The sequence below is a fragment of the Paenibacillus jamilae genome (assembly GCF_050482105.1).
GTDB lineage: Bacteria > Bacillota > Bacilli > Paenibacillales > Paenibacillaceae > Paenibacillus > Paenibacillus jamilae_B.
Genome location: NZ_JBCNHI010000003.1, coordinates 51,999 through 68,683, shown reverse-complemented (window position 1 = coordinate 68,683; position 16,685 = coordinate 51,999). Strand labels below are relative to the sequence as shown.

The following is a 16,685-nucleotide window of genomic DNA, read 5'->3' as shown; positions in this document are numbered from 1 at the left end:
GATTGGATACGATAAAAGTATTAGTTGGATACAGACAGCATGGCCCGGGCTGCTTGAGCCGCCTGTACCATTTTCCGCAATGCGGCAACAGATTCCTCCTTGGTGCGGGTTTTCAGGCCACAGTCTGGATTAACCCAGAACAAATCCGATGGCAGCACGCGCAAGGCACGCTGGATCATGCCTAGCATTTCTGATTCATCAGGGATGCGCGGGCTGTGGATATCGTACACGCCCAGACCAATGCCTTTATTGTAAACCTGATCCTCAAAGCTAACAATCAGTTCACCGTGGCTACGAGAGGTTTCAATAGAAATCACGTCGGCATCCATGTCTGAGATGGACTGGATCATATCCTGGAATTCGGAATAGCACATGTGTGTATGGATTTGGGTCGCAGGCTCAACGGTGGCCGTGGTCACAAGGAAGGCTTGAACGGCCCAATCCAGATAGGCCTGCTGTTGTTCTTTCTTTAACGGAAGCCCTTCGCGAATTGCGGGTTCATCCACCTGAATCATGCTGATACCTGCTTGCTCGAGTGCTTCTACCTCAGCTCGCAGCGCCAGAGCCAACTGCAACGCAACTTGTCTGCGTGGAATATCATTACGTTCGAAGGACCAATTCAAAATGGTCACAGGACCTGTAAGCATTCCTTTAACTGGCTTGGAGGTTAACGATTGGGCAAAGGCGGTCTCTTCCACGGTCATAGGTTGATCGAACGACACATCTCCGTAAATAATCGGCGGTTTAACACAGCGGGAACCGTAGGATTGCACCCATCCGTTTTGTGTAAAAGCAAAGCCTTTCAGCTTTTCGCCAAAAAACTCCACCATGTCGGTCCGTTCAAACTCCCCATGTACAAGCACATCTATGCCAATGTCCTCTTGAATATCAATCCATTCCTTAATCTGCTGTTGAATGAACGTCCGATATTGCTCGGCAGACCATTCTCCTTTGCGATAGTGCAGACGGGCCTTACGGATCTCGGCGGTTTGCGGGAAGCTGCCGATGGTTGTCGTAGGCAGTGGAGGCAGCTTCAGCTTATTTTGCTGAATTAAACGGCGTTCCGCGAAAGGAACGCTGCGTGACAGAGGCTCTTTTGCCAGCAGGTCGGCCAGGTCAACCGCTGTCTGTACCCTTGCCGCTGAGTTGTTGAAGCGGGCTACCGCATCCGCACTGTGCTCAAGCTGGGCAAGTGCAGATGGATCGTGCTTGCCAAGTGCAGCCGTCAAGACTGCGATTTCATCCAGCTTTTCATCGGCAAAGGCCAGGGCATGTACCAGCTCTCGATCCAGCTTGTGCTCTGCTTCCAGACTGACTGGCACATGCAGCAGGCTGCACGATGGCTGCACGATAAGCTGTGCTGCATTGATCTGTGCTGCTAACTGACCCAACAGTGCAGCCACGGCATTCAGGTCGCTGCGCCATATATTGCGCCCGTCAATGACACCAGCACCCAGCGTTTTCCCTTTGGGGAAGCCATGCCGGGATATATGCTGGAGATTTGCACCGTCATCGTATACAAAATCAAGACCTAGCCCCTGTACCGGAAGTCCAGTCAGACGCTCATAATGATCCAGACTGCCAAAGTAGGTTTGCAGCATGATGTTTAGGGAGGGAGCAGCTTGGGTCAAAGCTTCATAGACCTCCTGAATAATATCCAGATCCTCTACCGGGAATGAGGTGGTCAGGACAGGTTCATCGATTTGAACCCATTGAACGCCTTCTGCTGCGAGTTCTGACAGGACTCGGGCGTATAAAGGCAGGAAGGTTCGTATAATAGAGACCAGATTCTTACGATCATAGCCTTTGGATAAAACAACAAATGAATAGGGACCGATGAGAACCGGTTTACCGTCAATGCCTAGCTCCTGTTGTGCTTCACGATAAGCGAGTAAGGGCTTATTTTCAGTGAGCACTGGAGTCGCATTTGCCAATTCGGGAACGATGTAGTGGTAATTCGTATTCATCCATTTGGTCATTTCACTGGCGGTAGCTCCCTTTTGCCCACGTGCGATTCCGAAATACACAGACAGAGGAACCGGACCTGCGGGACGATAATTGAACCGTTCAGGAACAAGACCGAACATCACGGATGTATCCAGCATTTGATCGTAATAGGAGAAATCGCCGACAGGAATGCGGTCAATGCCTTTGTCACGCTGTTTGCTCAGATGCTCCAGACGCAATCTTTTCATCTCACTATGCAGTTCGCTCTCGTCAATACTGCCTTGCCAGAAGCGTTCCAGTGCTTTCTTCCATTCCCGGTTCCCGCCGATACGTGGGTAACCCAGATTACTGCTGCTTAAACCGGACAATGAAGGCTGTTCATTAATAGACATGTATTGTTTCCTCCTAACTGGTAGCCAGTTTATTTTTACGTACCAAAAAAGGCATTCCGTCCCCCAAAGCTAAAAATAAGTAGGGGAAAGAATGCCTCCGTGATTAAAATTCAAAAATACGGCGACTGCTCTTAACACCTCCCTATCTTCCGTAGGTACTGCGATGTTGTTAAAATAGGCAGGTCTCCTGACTTACGGATCATGACGTTCAGCATCCCTTCCCGGTCTGTGGACCAGTGGGTGTATGAGCAGCTGAACATTCCCCGTTTACAGTGGCGGGACCGTCCCGGATTTGCACCGGCTTCCCTTTTAAGTCTGATCTGGATAGAACAGACACCTATCTCCAAGCTATGCGATTAAGGTATGACGAATAATTATGCACTCGTATACTTGTTCACCATCATAAGTGAAACTTACAGGATGTGCAATAGAAACAGTAATAGAAATAGGTGTGGAATCTGTTAGTTATATATAAAAGGAGACAAGCCCAACCCATCGTGGGGGACTTGTCTTGGATATAGCAGCTTGCTATGTAGAACATCGGGTTTTAAGTCAATGAAACGGTGTAACCTGCTTGAGTACTGGCTTTCACATCTACCAGGCGCTGATTACGGCTGCCCCGAAAGGGGAGGGTCAAATCCTTTTGCTGTTCAACAAAACGGCCGTCCACAATCACGTCACACAAGAGAGCTAGCTCCTGTCGTTCCTGATCGATGAGCAGCTCCTCGTAAACAAAGCCCGTATAGGCCCATACGGTTCGGTCGGGACAAGCTGCGCGGAAGTCACGCACAAATTGCGAGCATTCTGTTGCTGAGAAAAAAGGGTCGCCCCCGCAAAGAGTCAGTCCGTCCAACAACGGATTATCCATGATATCTCGGATGACTTCCTGTTGACGCTCGGGCGTGAATGGCTCCCCTGCGCGGAAGCTCCATGAAGCTGGGTTAAAGCAACCAGGACAGGCATGACGGCAACCGCTAATGAACACAACGGTGCGCAGGCCGTATCCTTCATTCAGAGATTCCGGAATATAGCCGCACAAATTCACTTATGCTTCACCCGGTCGCGAACTTCGGCTTGCTTGGCAGCATTAAAACGAACGGTATAATCACCTGTCAGATATCCGGTTACCCGACGTAAACGCTGAAAATGCGTATGTTCCTCATCTGTGCCGCATTGAGGACAGCTTGTCCCGATAATTCCTTCATAGCCGCATTCCGTGCAACGATCCACCGGATGGTTGATGGAGAAGTAACCAATGTTCTGATGCAGTGCGTACTGAACAATTTTAAGAAACGCATCCGGGTTATTACGTGCATTACCGTCCAGCTCGATGTATGAAATTGCACCAGCATTACATAAATTATGGAACGGAGCCTCCAAGCTGATTTTACGAGCAGCGGGAAGCTTGTAATACACTGGAATATGGAAGGAATTCGTATAGTATTCCCGGTCATTGACCTCAGGGATAATTCCGAAATCACGTTGATCCAGTAATGTGAACTTGCCCGACAGACCTTCGGCAGGCGTCGCGAACAATGTAATATTCAGATTGTGATGCTCACTCATTCGATCACAATACACGCGCATGGAGGTGATGATTCGCTGTGCTTCACGGTATACAAAATCATCCTCTCCGTGGTGTTTCCCGTATAATGCTTTCATGCACTCAGCCAGCCCGATAAATCCGATCGAAAGCGTACCGTGTTTTAGAACGCTTCCCACCTTCTCGTCAGGTCTCAGTTCTTTTCCGCCTTCCCATACCCCTTCGCGCATCATAAAGTCCGAGGCTTTGGCCGGCTGGCTGGTCTGAATATGGTAGCGATGGATTAGGCCATCTACTGCAATTCGCATAACCTCTTCCAGTCTCGCGTCAAAACGATCACGATCAGGGGTCAGACGCTTGCCTGTGCAAATACCATATTCAATCCCGAGCCGTACCAGATTAATGGTATTAAATGAGAGATTACCTTTCCCGCTCTGACGGTTTCTGCCAAAACGGTCAGAAATAGTGCGGGTACGGCAGCCCATCGTGGCAATAATGGTATCCGGGTCATCTGCACGGTAATAGGGCAGGTTGAAGGTAGCATCCACATTTACAAAATTGGGATACATCCGCTTGCTGGAGCACTCGACCGCCTTTAAGAACAAATCGTAGTTGACATCGCCCTCTGCCTGGTTGACTCCTTTTTTACATTGGAAAATATGCTGTGGAAAAATAGGAGTTTCCCCGCTGCCCAGTCCGCGAATTGTGGCCTCCAGCAGAGATTGCGATACAAGCCGACCTTCAGCAGAAGTACACATCCCGTAATTCAGTGAGGTGAACGGAATCTGTCCTCCTGCCCGACTGCTCATCGTGTTCAGATTATGAATGAGCGACTCGGCGGCCTGCCGGGTTTCTGTTTCCGTTTCCTCACAGGCAAATGAGTATGAACGAGGGCAGACTTCTTGCAAATGGGTATTGGCTAGATGCAGTTCGTCATCAGACCAGCTGGAGTCTATTTCTTCCTCGAACAACCGGAGTCCTTTACGCAGGTGCTTACGGAAGGAACGAGCAACGTATGGAGCAAGGTCCCAATCTATTTTATTGGCAGAGACACCACCGAATTGGCTGTTTTGCTGAGACTGGAATATGATGGCAACCAATGCCATAGCAGACATAATCGTTTGCGGTGTCCGCACGGAGCCATTGCCAGTATTGAAACCGTCTTGCAGCAAACGACCAAACGGGATAAAGATACAATTTGTAGTTCCGAGCGCATATTGGTCCAAATCGTGAACATACACATACCCGTGGTCAATTGCGTCCGTCAACTCTGGCGGTAGCACACGCAGGCGCGCATACCATTTGGCATATTCCGAGCCGAGCTTGCTCATTTTGCCGCTAAACGATTCTCCATTCAAATTTGCATTCTCCCGCAGCATGTCCAGATCTTGTGCCCCAATGACCCGCTCGCCGATATCGTATAATTGATGTTCCTCCAGCACTTTCATTGTAAAACCCTCCATATAGTAAAAAATATATATATTTCACAAAAACAACATATTGATGATATCTAGTGATAACCAATTGTTTCGATCTATATATTGTATATACGTAGACATTGCGAGTATGTGACTATTGTCACGTCGACAGGAGCAGGAAGTACAAAAAAGCCAGATATAGAATAAGGGACACATCCAAAGATATGCACCTTACTCTACACCTGGCCACTTGCGGTTACAGTGAAATAAGTAGGTTTTCGCGTACATAGTATATGATGTTGGGATATAAATTTTTAGAAGGTTCAGAGCAGCTTTTTCAGTTGGGACACCCGGCCTTGGGAGATATCGAGCATTTCTGCATACGCTTTTTGTGGCAGATCGGGATGTTCCTGAATCAGCTTGCGGAGCTTTTTTACCATTTCACCTTGCTGTACTCTGGACTGTTTGGGTTGCCAGGCTGTATTGGCTTGGGGCGACTTGGTATGTTCTTGAGCCTGGAGGGCATCATTGCCTGTGGCATGCACATGTTCATCGTTCTTTAATAACTGGATGCAATCAGCGCAAATAAAGCTGTCCCGAAAATAAGTTAAATGATCCACCGCACCGCAAAATTTACAGGACACACCGGTGTATTTCCTTAATACAAATCCCTCTTCATCCACGAAAAATTCAAGCGAATCACCGATATTGATATCCATTGTGGTGCGCATCTCCTTAGGGAGTACGATTCGTCCCAACTGGTCAAGAGGCCTTGTCATTCCAGTATTTTTCATCAACGCTTCCTCCTTCAATGATATATCCTGATTATACCAAAAATTATCATTTTTAGCTTTAGATATAAGAGGGAAATGCAACTTTTTTTCTCTGGATACTGCGGTCTACCTCTCATCCAATTTAGGATGATTTCGGTATTGTTGCCGGTGTACTCCTTTTTCGCTATGATATATTCAATCGCTTTTATACAGATCTTTTCATTATATTTTGAGTGGGATAAGGAGATGACGGATTTGAGTCATGAAACAACGGGTATCGAATATTTATTTCAAGATCCGAAGATTCACCTGGACGAGCGTGTACGGGATCTCGTGTCGCGACTAACCCTAGAGGAAAAGATCGAATCTATGCTGCAATACCAGCCGGCCATTGACCGTTTGGGAGTCGCAGCTTACAAGCACGGTACGGAAGCGGCACACGGGATCGCCTGGTTGGGGGAGGCAACTTCATTTCCTCAGCCTGTAGGGTTGGCGTGTACATGGGATACGGAGTTAATGCGTCAGATCGGCTCTGTTATTGCAGATGAGGCGCGTGTCTACTATCGTCGTGATCCAAAATTGAACGGTCTGACCCTATGGGCACCTACAGTAGATATGGAACGCGACCCAAGATGGGGGCGGAACGAGGAAGCCTACGGTGAAGACCCGTATTTGACGGGAGAATTGTCGAAGGAGCTAGTCAAGGGGATACAGGGTGATCATCCGGTATATTTGAAAGCGGTTGCGACATTAAAACATTTTCTCGGTAACAATAATGAAGTGGACCGGGGAGTCGGCTCTTCCAGCATAGACCCACGTAACCTGCGAGAATATTATCTGAGAGCTTTCGAGAAGCCTTTTAGGGAAGGCGGAGCCCAGTCAATGATGACTTCTTACAACTTGATTAACGGCACGCCTGCTACGCTATACCATGGGGTTAACGATATTGTCAGAGGCGAATGGGGAATGGACGGCTTTGTCGTAAGTGATGCGGGTGATGTGATGGGGATTGTAAACGACCATCAATATTACGATTCCCATACGCCAGGCGTGGCTGAATCGATTCGTGCAGGAATTGACAGCATTACCGATGATGCCGAGCTCTCCAAGCAGGCGATTCGAGAAGCTTTGGAGCAGGGCTCGCTACAAGAAGAGGACTTGGATCGGGCATTGTTCCATACGTTCCGTGTTCGTTTTCGTTTGGGCGAATTTGATCCGGCGGAAGACAATCCCTATGCCTCCATCGGGGAGGAGGCTTTAATGACAGAGCAAGCCCGTGAATTGTCATTGCGTGCGGCGAGGGAGCAGATCGTCTTGCTCAAAAATGAGCAAGGACTTTTGCCATTAAGCCCTGACCAATGCGGCAAAGTAGCGGTCATTGGTTCGCATGGCAATGAGGTGTTCCGCGACTGGTATTCCGGTACGCTACCTTACCGAATTACACCGCTGGAGGCGATTCGTGCCAAGCTCGAAAGCGGGAACACGAAGGAACGTGTCGTGTACTCCGACGCCAAGGATCGCGTAACCTTGACGGCGGCGACTGACGGAGCGAAGCTCACAGTCCATGCTTCTGGCGATATCCGCCTGTCCCGCGATGGAGAGCCAACGGTATTGACCATGACCGATTGGGGCTATGGCAGCGTGACGCTGAATGATGAGCATCTGGGTACCTATGTGACGAGCGATGAGCAGACGCTTCGCGCGACAGCTGATGAAGCGTATGGCTGGTATGTCAAAGAGGTTTTTGGACTGACTCCTGTGGAGCAAGGGGGACATCTGTGGACCACGTGGAACGGCAAGCCAGTGAGTGCAGGAACGGAGGGCTCATTAAAGGTAATGGAGTCCGCGTCTCCAGCACCTAATGATACAGACTCTAACCATACGACGTTCCATATAGAGAAGGTCTCGGATGGGATAGCGGAGGCGATAGCCGCTGCGCAAGCGGCAGATACAGCGATTGTATTCGTTGGAAATCACCCGCTCATTAACGGAAAGGAAGAGAATGACCGCCCAGGCTTGGAACTGGCTGCTTCCCAGCAACGACTTATCGAGGAGGTATATCGTGTTAATCCGAATACGATTGTGGTTCTGACGGGCAGCTATCCCTTTGCAATTCCTTGGCTTCAAGAGCATATTCCAGCGATCGTATACACGTCTCATGCAGGACAAGAGCATGGTACCGCTATAGCGGATGTATTGTTTGGAGATTACGCACCAGCAGGACGTCTCAACATGACCTGGGTTCAGAGCGAGGATCAATTGGGTGATATCAAGGATTATGATATCATTCGAAGCGGTCGTACCTATCAATATTTTGAAGATGAACCGTTGTATCCATTTGGACACGGGTTGACGTATTCGCCGTTCGAATATAGCGACCTGCATACAGACGCCCATAAGGATAACGTTAAATCTATGGCTGCACTTGACGCCGCGGGTACTCTCCAGGTGTGGGTAGATGTGACGAATCGGGGCGTATCTGTTGGCGAAGAGGTTGTACAACTATATGTGCGCTCTGAAGCCTCGCGCGTAAAGCGCCCGTTGAAGACATTGTGTGGATTTCAACGCATTCGCTTGGAGCCAGGTGAGACGCGAACGGTTTCTTTTACAGTTCAAGTGAAGGATTGGGCGATTTGGGATGTCACACGGGATTGCTATTGCGTGGAATCAGGTGAATATACATTGCTGGCAGGTGCCTCTTCAGCAGATATTCGATTGGAGCATCCTGTGTACGTTCGGGGTGAAGCTATTCCTCCCCGACAAGCTGGACCAAGGATCCGAGCTGAAAACTTTGACGATTGCTTCAACATCATATTGGATGAAAGCAAGGAGCAAAAGGAGGCCTGTGTACGTTCCCGTTCACGGCAACGTTCCAGTTGGATCGCCTTTCATGGCGTAGACATGAATACGGTGAGTGTAGCCGAGCTTCGGTGCCGCGTGTCAGGCAACAGCAGTGATGCAGCAATCGAGCTGCATTTGGATGCGCCAGACAGCCAAGCTGTGGCACACATTAACGTGGGCAATACAGGCGGGGAACAAGTATGGGTGACACTTTCAGAAGGAGTACAATCCTTCTCTGGCATCCGGGATGTATATCTGTCGCTCAGTGGGGAAGTACGACTAGGTCATTTTACTTTGGATGCTAGTGCTCCAGCAGGCTCCAGTTTTCAGGCTTGAACTTACATCTGACATCACGTACAATGCATTCAACGAAGTTTCTACAGCTTAGGGGTGTCATCTCATTTGAATAGTGAAAAAAGACTACGCACCGCAACGCCCAAATGGCTTGGAATTGCAGTAAAGGCGCTTGTCTATTTGGAAAAACACGGGGAGCTTTGTGCTAGTGGTTCTATTGCACGCTCCATTGATTGCGAAGTTACTTTGGTGCGCAGGGTGCTGACGCGACTTGTGCAGGCGGATTTGATTGCAGCACGTGAAGGGCGTGAGGGGGGCTATGTGCTCACCCGTTCGGCGGATCATATTACGCTTGCCGACATATACCATGCCATTGAAATATGTGATCCTATTTTCCCAGGTATGATGCATGAACCGGAGACCAATCCTTTTTGTGAGGAGTTAGCGATAGCCGTATCTGAAATTTTAACTGAGAGTGAACGACGTATGCTAGAGGTATGGGAATCTCATACGCTCGCTTCGCTCGCCAAGCGTACATCACTTGTGATAGGGAATTGCAGTCGTGCAGAAGATCAGGATGCCAAGTCTTCATCCCCAAGGGAGTAGCATCTTTCCATGTAAAAGGATAATAGCCGATACGACACTCAAAAGAGGGTTGTATCGGCTATTTTCGTGTAAGGGTCATGTTCAAATTATATTTCATATGAGCAAACCCGGTTACGTCCTGCTTTTTTAGCCTCATATAGGGCTTTATCTGCCTGTTCTAGCAGAGCGACTCCAGATATATCTTCTCCTGTGCCTGGGAAGGTGGTCACGCCGATGGACACGGTGACTTTAAGGATCAGCCCGTCCGCCAAAACAAACTCATACTGATTTACTCCGCTAAGAATCTGATTAGCTATGCGTAACGCTTGTCGAAAAGCACAATTTGGCAAGAGCACAGTGAATTCTTCTCCCCCGCTGCGGGTGACTACATCATTAGTACGGCACTTTTCCATTAGAATCTGTCCAAGCTGACGCAGCACTGCATCTCCTGCGGCATGTCCGTAGGTATCATTTACTTCTTTGAAATGGTCAATATCCAGCACCAGTACAGATAGGTGCTCATGCCGTTGGCGAGCTTGAGGAAGCTGCTCTTCCAATGAAAATTCAAGCTGCCTTCTGTTGCTTAAATTGGTGAGATGGTCTGTATAGGAGGTACGCTCCAGACGAAGTAATAGCTCATTGGAGGTATTGATGGACTCAGCAATGAGGTACAGAAGACATCCACCAACCATCGAAATGAAGAACTGGAGCGGATAAACATGCAGAACATCATCAAGATTTTTCAAATTAACCATGAGGGAACAGAATATAAAGCCTAAAGCAAAAGTGTTCATAATAATTAGCTTGGGCAAACGTGACCAGGACAAATGTGACAGTATAGCGCATGCCAGACCAGCGAGCAGCATAAAGAGGGCACCCACGACGGCTTGAGTGTTGATGCCAAACAACAAAAGTCTGCCTAGACATATAAAAAGTGTTGCCATGAGCGCAGCAGGGGCGCCGATATAAGCTGCGGTAGCTACGATAGCCAGATGACGAAGATCAGCAATGGTATTAAATCCTACTGGAATGGAGTAGTACATGATGACAATGCCATAGCACCCAAAAAGGGCGCCTCCGATCCAATGTACCCTGCGCGTTAAGGTGTGTAGACGGATTTTATACCTTTGTGAAATAAGACCGGTTATGTACAAAAAGGTGACAAGAATACAGGTATTTACAAAAAACGTACTGAACAAGATGATAACCCTCCCGAGAGGCATATTCCTTCATTTTATCAAAAAGAACTGACATTAGGCTTAAAAAAGAAAAAATTTATTGAAATTTATTACGTTGAGTTGGCTTATAACGTTTCTGATCACGTGCTTGGTGCATAACTGGGAATAGATTGAGCATACTCCAAAGATACATTAATTAGGAAATAGGTAGTGTTTACTGCTGCCATTTTGGAGATGAGGTTTGCTCATGATTCGCTATCCCTATCGCAAACATAATAGAAAATTGGGTGCGGATAAGAAAAATGGAAATTCTCCGCGCTATTTAAAAATCGAGACTTGCTTGGAAACTAACCTACAGCAAATTAAAAAATTGACGTCAGATAGTCCAGATTTTCTAATTCGCCGCTTTAAAGTGGGCCTTAAGGCAGAAGTCCCGGCCGCTATTGTATTTTTGGATAGTATGGCCAAAACGGATACGGTGAACGAACTCATCATGAGATCCATGCTTAGTCGTCCATCTGCTGAGGTGGCTGTTGAGGCGGAGGGCGCAGAAGAGCTATACGCAAGAATACAGAGTCACGCGCTTGCACTGGGAGAAGTGAAGGACTGCGATGATTGGAGTTCCATGATGGAACAACTATTAATGGGGGACACGATTATCCTATTGGAAGGCTGCGAACAAGCCATTGCCTGCGGCACACGCGGGGGGGAGACACGCGCAGTCAGCGAGCCAACAACACAGACAGTCGTCAGAGGACCGAAAGAGGGATTTGTAGAATCCCTGTTCACGAATATTTCTCTCGTCCGGCGGCGGATTAAAAGCTCCGATCTCACACTCGAGATGTTCCAAGTGGGAAGCACGTCTCTCACGAATGTGGCCATGCTGTACATGAAGAATATTGCAAATCCACGCGTCGTAGATGAAGTTCGTAAACGGGTAGAAAGCATCAATATAGACGCTATATTTGAGTCCGGCATGGTTGAGGAGATGATACAAGAAAATCATTTCACACCCTTCCCAACGATCTTTAACACGGAAAGACCCGATACCATCAGCAGCAATATTATGGAAGGCCGAGTGGCGCTCATTATAGACGGAACTCCGTTTGTACTGGTGATGCCTACGGTATTTGCCCAATTTTTTCAGAGTTCTTCAGATTATGAAGAACGTTACGATATGGCGACTGTTGTTCGGCTCATTAGATATATCAGCTTCATTATTCTTATTTTGGGGCCTTCTCTCTACATTGCGTTAACAACATACCATTATGAAATGATACCGACTCCCCTGCTGATCAGTATATTGGCCCAGCGGGAATCCGTCCCTTTTCCGGCATTTCTAGAGGCGTTTATTTTGGAAATTACCTTTGAGATTTTGCGAGAGGCGGGTATTCGAATGCCGCGTGCGGGGGGGCAAACGGTATCCGTTATAGGTGCGCTTGTGTTGGGTCAAGCGGCCGTGGAAGCCGGGATTGTCACTCCGCTGCTCACGATTGTAGTAGCCCTGACAGGTATAGCCAGCTTCGCAATTCCGGCCTATAACATGGCAGTGGCCGGGAGATTGTGCCGGTTTATTTTCATGATACTGTCTGCGTTCATGGGACTATACGGCATTACATTGGGATTGATTGCGCTGATCGCTCATATGAACAGTCTGAGCTCCTTCGGGGTGCCCTACATGGCGCCTTTCAGTCCTTTTGTGCTAGAGAGTCAAAAGGATACCGTATTGCGACTCCCGTTCTGGATGATGAAGAAACGCCCTGAAAGCATTACGTCTAAGAACCAGAAACGAATGAAGGATGGAAGCGGGGACTCCTCTTCTGATAAAACCACACCGATGCAGGAGGGGGGCAATCAGGGTGTATCAGGGGATGAGGAATGAACAAAGTGCAGTAACCTTGAGGGGGAGAATAGGGAGATTGTGCATGGTCCTGCTACTGTTTGTTCCATTATTATCCGGTTGCTGGGATTCTGTGGAGTTAAATCAGAGAGCAGTAGTAGCGGGGATAGGAATTGATATGGTTGGGGAGTCGGAATATGAGGTTTCCCTGCAGGTGATCGTAGCCGATGAAATCGCCGGGGCCAAAGCGAGAGGAGATACCCCTGTCGTTTTGTATCAGGAAAGGGGGAAAAGTCTGTTTCAAGCAATCCGCAAGGCTTCGCAAAAGGTTCCACGGATTATTTCCTTGGCGCATGCCAGATTGGTCGTCATCGGAGAAAAGCTGGCACGGCATGGAATTGGCGATACGCTGGATTTTCTGGAAAGGTATACAGAGACCCGTCTGACGATAAAAATGCTAATAGCGCGCGGTGAGACAGGAAAGGATGTACTAACAACCATGACTGCGATCGGCCGTATTCCTGCTAATGATATTTCAGGGAAGCTGGAAATATCTCAAAATTTGTACGCTGGGGATTACGCGGTGAGTGTCGACGATGTCATTCGCAGCATGTCCAATAAAGGGGGCGGTCCTGTCCTTACGGGTGTAGAAGTGAATGGGAATTTGGAACAGGCCTCACGGAAGAGCAATGTGGACAATGTTTTACCGGAAGCGGTTGTTCGCATTAACGGGATGGGAGTGTTCCAAAAAGACCGTCTTGTTCGCTGGTTGGACGATGACCAAGCAGTTGGTCTATCTTTGATCAACAACAAGGTGAAAAGTGCTGAAACAACATTAAATTGTAATAAGAAAGGGGAAACCATTAGTATAGAAACCTTATTCTCTAAAACCACTATAGACAGTAGGATGGAGCAAGGGGAGCCTGTTTTTGTAATTAATTTGAAGCAAACCGGGGCGGTTCAGGAAGCCGAATGTTCCATTGATTTGAAAAGTTCAGAGGTTATCAAACAATTGCAGATGCAATGGGCAGAGGAAACGAAAAGAATCGTTTTATCAACGGTCAAAGAGGTTCAGCGTACTGGAAGTGACGTGTTGGGGTTAGGTCTTGCGCTGGAGAGGAAGTACCCCAAACAGTGGGGAAAACTCTCTTCCGAATGGAGCCGTTACTTTGCAGAAAGCACTGTTCGTGTTCAGGTGACCTCGGTACTGAAGCATACACAGTCGCGAACCAACCCGTACTCAAGGGGAGAAGCCAATTAGTGAAATCAGGAAGGGGGGAAGGCGATGAAAAAGATACAGATAGGTATAAAAGAAATGATCTCTCTCATGGTGCTGTTTGAACTAGGCACATCCATGATGTCTATTCCCGGAAGAGATGCGGGTAAGGACGCATGGATCGCCATCCTCATTTCCACGATTTTCGGGGCATTGCTTTTTGTGTGCTATGGCAGCCTTCACCGACGCTTTCCCGATTTGCTCATGACACAATACTGCAGAGCCCTTTTGGGCAAGAAAGCAGGGGGATTTCTTGCCTTCTTATATATTGTATTTTTTCTTTATGGCGGAGCACGGGATCTCCGGGACACAGGGATCCTGATTGCTGACCGAACGCTTCAGCATACGCCGTTGACAGTCATTTGTGCCTTAATGATTGGACTGGTGATGTATGTAGTGCATCTGGGAATCGAGGTTGCGGGCCGGACGGCCATTATTATGTTGATTTTGCTGCTGCTGCTTGGTTTGGCCACGAATATATTGATTTTGTTCGCAGGCATTGTGGATATAGGTAATATATTGCCCATAGCCGAGCACGGCTGGCAGTCGATATGGCAAGTTGTTTATTCGCAAGCCGTAATGCTGCCGTACGGTGAGATGGTTACGTTTGCGATGATCCTTCCCACCCTAAAAAAAGGCTATCGTGCCAACGGGGTTGGGGTCTCTGCTATTTTGTTGGGGGGGCTACTCCTATCTTTTGTTACGCTGTCCAATGTGCTTGTTCTAGGAGAGGACGTGTTCAAACGGGCTACTTACCCCCTGCTCTCTATGATCAGCAAGGTCGAAATATCTGATTTTATCGACAGAGTCGATGTCATCGGCGTTATGAGCGTTATTATCTTTGATTTTTTCAAAATCTTCATTTTTTATTATGCCGCGGTTAAAGCCGCAGAGGATGTACTAAGAATGTCCTACCACAAATTGGTCTTGCCATTTGGGCTGATCATGTTGGTCTCTTGCGTATTGATGGCACTGGGCTATCAAGATCATCTCGAAACAGGCGAGTTTGTGCTGAAATGGCTGTTTCCGATATTCGCCGTAATTTTTCCTTTTTTGCTGCTTATCTTGTCATGGTTGAAAAGCGCATGGAATAAAAAGGGAGAGGGGAATGCGTCATGAGTCATCGTCTTGCCGATAAAACATACATCAGTACCGGACAAATGCTTATTCTCATGTTCCATTTCCTTCTAGGCAATGCGGTCATTATTAATATGGATAATGAATATGATCGGAATACATGGATTGTCCAGATCATCGCTATGGCTGTCGGGATGGTATTGTTCCGTATGTACACCTACACGGCAGAAACGTTTCCCGGTCAGACATTGACCTCGTATGCACGCCAATTGATCGGGAAGACAGGCGGAACAGCTATAGGAATACTCTATATTGTGTTTTTTTTGTATTTGACCAGCAGAAATTTACGTGATGAGACTGAACTGGTCCGTGTTTCTATTTTGGAGAAAACCCCAAGTTTGGTTGTCGCCTTTTTGATGGTTATATGTACAGTCTATGTCCTTTGGCTTGGTTTTGAAGTGTTGGCTCGTACAGGACAGGTATTTCTTGCAGTGGTCATACTCGTTATGGTTCTAGGGAATACGTTATTAGTCTTATCAGGCAGTGTTCATCTGGAAGAGCTGATGCCCATAATGAGCCAAGGGGTTAAGCCTGTTCTCATGTCAGTCATAAGGGATCGTTTGGCTTTTCCTTACGGTGAAATGATCTGCTTCATGATGTTTGTCCCTTGTGTAAAAAGACCTTCACAGCTCGTCAAGGCTGGATATGTGAGTATTCTGGCCGGAGGTATCGTGTTAGTTGAAGTTGCAATATTAAATACAACCGTGCTGGGTACAAATATAACGGAACGCTCCATCTTTCCATTATTAAGCACATTTGCGAATGTGCAGCTTTCGGAATATGTGCAGCGTCCAGATGTTATTGTATTGATGTCCATTATCATCGGAGATTTTTTTAAAGTGGCCTTGTTTTCTTATGCCGCAGTGGTAGGGATATCGGATGTATTTGGTTTGCCGTACCGAAAAGCGCTGATACCTTGCGGTATTATTGTTTTGCTATGGTCACAGATAGGGGCAATAAACCTGAGTGAGCACTTTGAATTTGGACGGTTGTCTCTCATCTATATTCATCCATTATTTGTTTACGTTTTCCCTTGCTTGTTCTTTCTGCTGGCCTTCTTGCGGAGAAGCAGAAGAGGAAGTAGAAACTTTGAGGAACCGTGACCACTGCGAGAAAAGGAATCGAAATGCGTTTCCTATTGGCTTTTTACCCACATTTATAAAGAACACTATAAGCATTCCTACCAGGACGATATATTCTGATGGCCGCATAGTGCGAAAAGCCAATGAAATAGGCTCCCAAGGATGATGAACACCAAAAATCCATTTTATTGACATACTTGTTCCGAGCATTAGCAGCATAAAAAGCATGAATACCCAAATTGTTTTCATCAAGCATCCCTCCGATATTTAGATAAGCCAAGCATGTACTCCATGTATACATTGTGTTGCAAAGAGGCTCAATTTATCCGATGCCATTGACTTGAAATGAATTAAGATTTATACTTATTCTAAATTAATT

The 16,685-nt window shown here is 47.3% G+C and carries 12 protein-coding genes and 1 riboswitch; of the genes, 6 read left to right on the top strand and 6 right to left on the bottom strand.

The window, feature by feature from the left end:
- Positions 1–20: 20 nt before the first annotated feature.
- The 4 genes from metE to ABEW32_RS01530 form a co-directional block, all read right to left on the bottom strand.
- On the bottom strand, positions 21–2,339 hold the full coding sequence (gene metE, locus ABEW32_RS01545; RefSeq protein ID WP_430184061.1) for a 5-methyltetrahydropteroyltriglutamate--homocysteine S-methyltransferase: 2,319 nt from the start codon (positions 2,337–2,339) through the stop codon (positions 21–23).
- A gap of 160 nt (positions 2,340–2,499) precedes the next feature.
- A riboswitch (cobalamin riboswitch) is annotated at positions 2,500–2,695 on the bottom strand.
- Positions 2,696–2,886: 191 nt separating this feature from the next.
- Positions 2,887–3,384, bottom strand: coding sequence for an anaerobic ribonucleoside-triphosphate reductase activating protein (gene nrdG / locus ABEW32_RS01540; protein WP_430184059.1), 498 nt, complete (start codon positions 3,382–3,384; stop codon positions 2,887–2,889).
- The gene (locus ABEW32_RS01535) at positions 3,381–5,330 is read right to left on the bottom strand and encodes an anaerobic ribonucleoside triphosphate reductase (RefSeq protein ID WP_430184057.1); all 1,950 of its coding nucleotides are present in this window, start codon (positions 5,328–5,330) and stop codon (positions 3,381–3,383) included. Before ABEW32_RS01535 ends, nrdG begins: the two co-directional genes overlap by 4 nt.
- A gap of 293 nt (positions 5,331–5,623) precedes the next feature.
- Positions 5,624–6,094, bottom strand: coding sequence for an AbrB/MazE/SpoVT family DNA-binding domain-containing protein (locus ABEW32_RS01530; RefSeq protein ID WP_430184055.1), 471 nt, complete (start codon positions 6,092–6,094; stop codon positions 5,624–5,626).
- Between the two features lie 234 nt (positions 6,095–6,328).
- Between ABEW32_RS01530 and ABEW32_RS01525 the strand changes: the two genes are divergently transcribed.
- A complete protein-coding gene (locus ABEW32_RS01525; protein ID WP_430184053.1) occupies positions 6,329–9,250 on the top strand; it encodes a glycoside hydrolase family 3 C-terminal domain-containing protein in 2,922 nt (973 codons plus the stop codon).
- A gap of 66 nt (positions 9,251–9,316) precedes the next feature.
- Positions 9,317–9,814, top strand: coding sequence for an Rrf2 family transcriptional regulator (locus tag ABEW32_RS01520; RefSeq protein WP_430184051.1), 498 nt, complete (start codon positions 9,317–9,319; stop codon positions 9,812–9,814).
- 86 nt (positions 9,815–9,900) lie between these two features.
- On the opposite strand, the gene ABEW32_RS01515 is transcribed toward ABEW32_RS01520, so the two are convergent.
- Positions 9,901–10,992, bottom strand: a complete 1,092-nt coding sequence (locus tag ABEW32_RS01515; protein WP_430184049.1) for a diguanylate cyclase — start codon at positions 10,990–10,992, stop codon at positions 9,901–9,903.
- A 226-nt stretch (positions 10,993–11,218) separates the two neighbouring features.
- Between ABEW32_RS01515 and ABEW32_RS01510 the strand changes: the two genes are divergently transcribed.
- Genes ABEW32_RS01510 through ABEW32_RS01495 form a run of 4 tightly spaced genes read left to right on the top strand, consistent with a single transcriptional unit; the run spans position 11,219 to position 16,327 of the window.
- A complete protein-coding gene (locus ABEW32_RS01510) occupies positions 11,219–12,853 on the top strand; it encodes a spore germination protein (protein ID WP_430184047.1) in 1,635 nt (544 codons plus the stop codon).
- Complete coding sequence (locus tag ABEW32_RS01505; RefSeq protein WP_430184045.1) at positions 12,843–14,072, top strand: Ger(x)C family spore germination protein; 1,230 nt, start codon at positions 12,843–12,845, stop codon at positions 14,070–14,072. The genes ABEW32_RS01510 and ABEW32_RS01505 overlap by 11 nt, the downstream gene beginning before the upstream one ends.
- A gap of 24 nt (positions 14,073–14,096) precedes the next feature.
- Entirely contained in the window at positions 14,097–15,206 is a 1,110-nt protein-coding gene (locus ABEW32_RS01500) for a GerAB/ArcD/ProY family transporter (protein WP_430184043.1), read from the top strand.
- Complete coding sequence (locus tag ABEW32_RS01495; RefSeq protein WP_430184041.1) at positions 15,203–16,327, top strand: GerAB/ArcD/ProY family transporter; 1,125 nt, start codon at positions 15,203–15,205, stop codon at positions 16,325–16,327. Before ABEW32_RS01500 ends, ABEW32_RS01495 begins: the two co-directional genes overlap by 4 nt.
- Here the strand turns inward: ABEW32_RS01495 and ABEW32_RS26465 are convergent.
- The gene (locus ABEW32_RS26465; protein WP_488168814.1) at positions 16,238–16,555 is read right to left on the bottom strand and encodes a YczF family membrane protein; all 318 of its coding nucleotides are present in this window, start codon (positions 16,553–16,555) and stop codon (positions 16,238–16,240) included. The two genes, ABEW32_RS01495 and ABEW32_RS26465, sit on opposite strands and share 90 nt — an antisense overlap.
- Between the last annotated feature and the right edge of the window lie 130 nt (positions 16,556–16,685).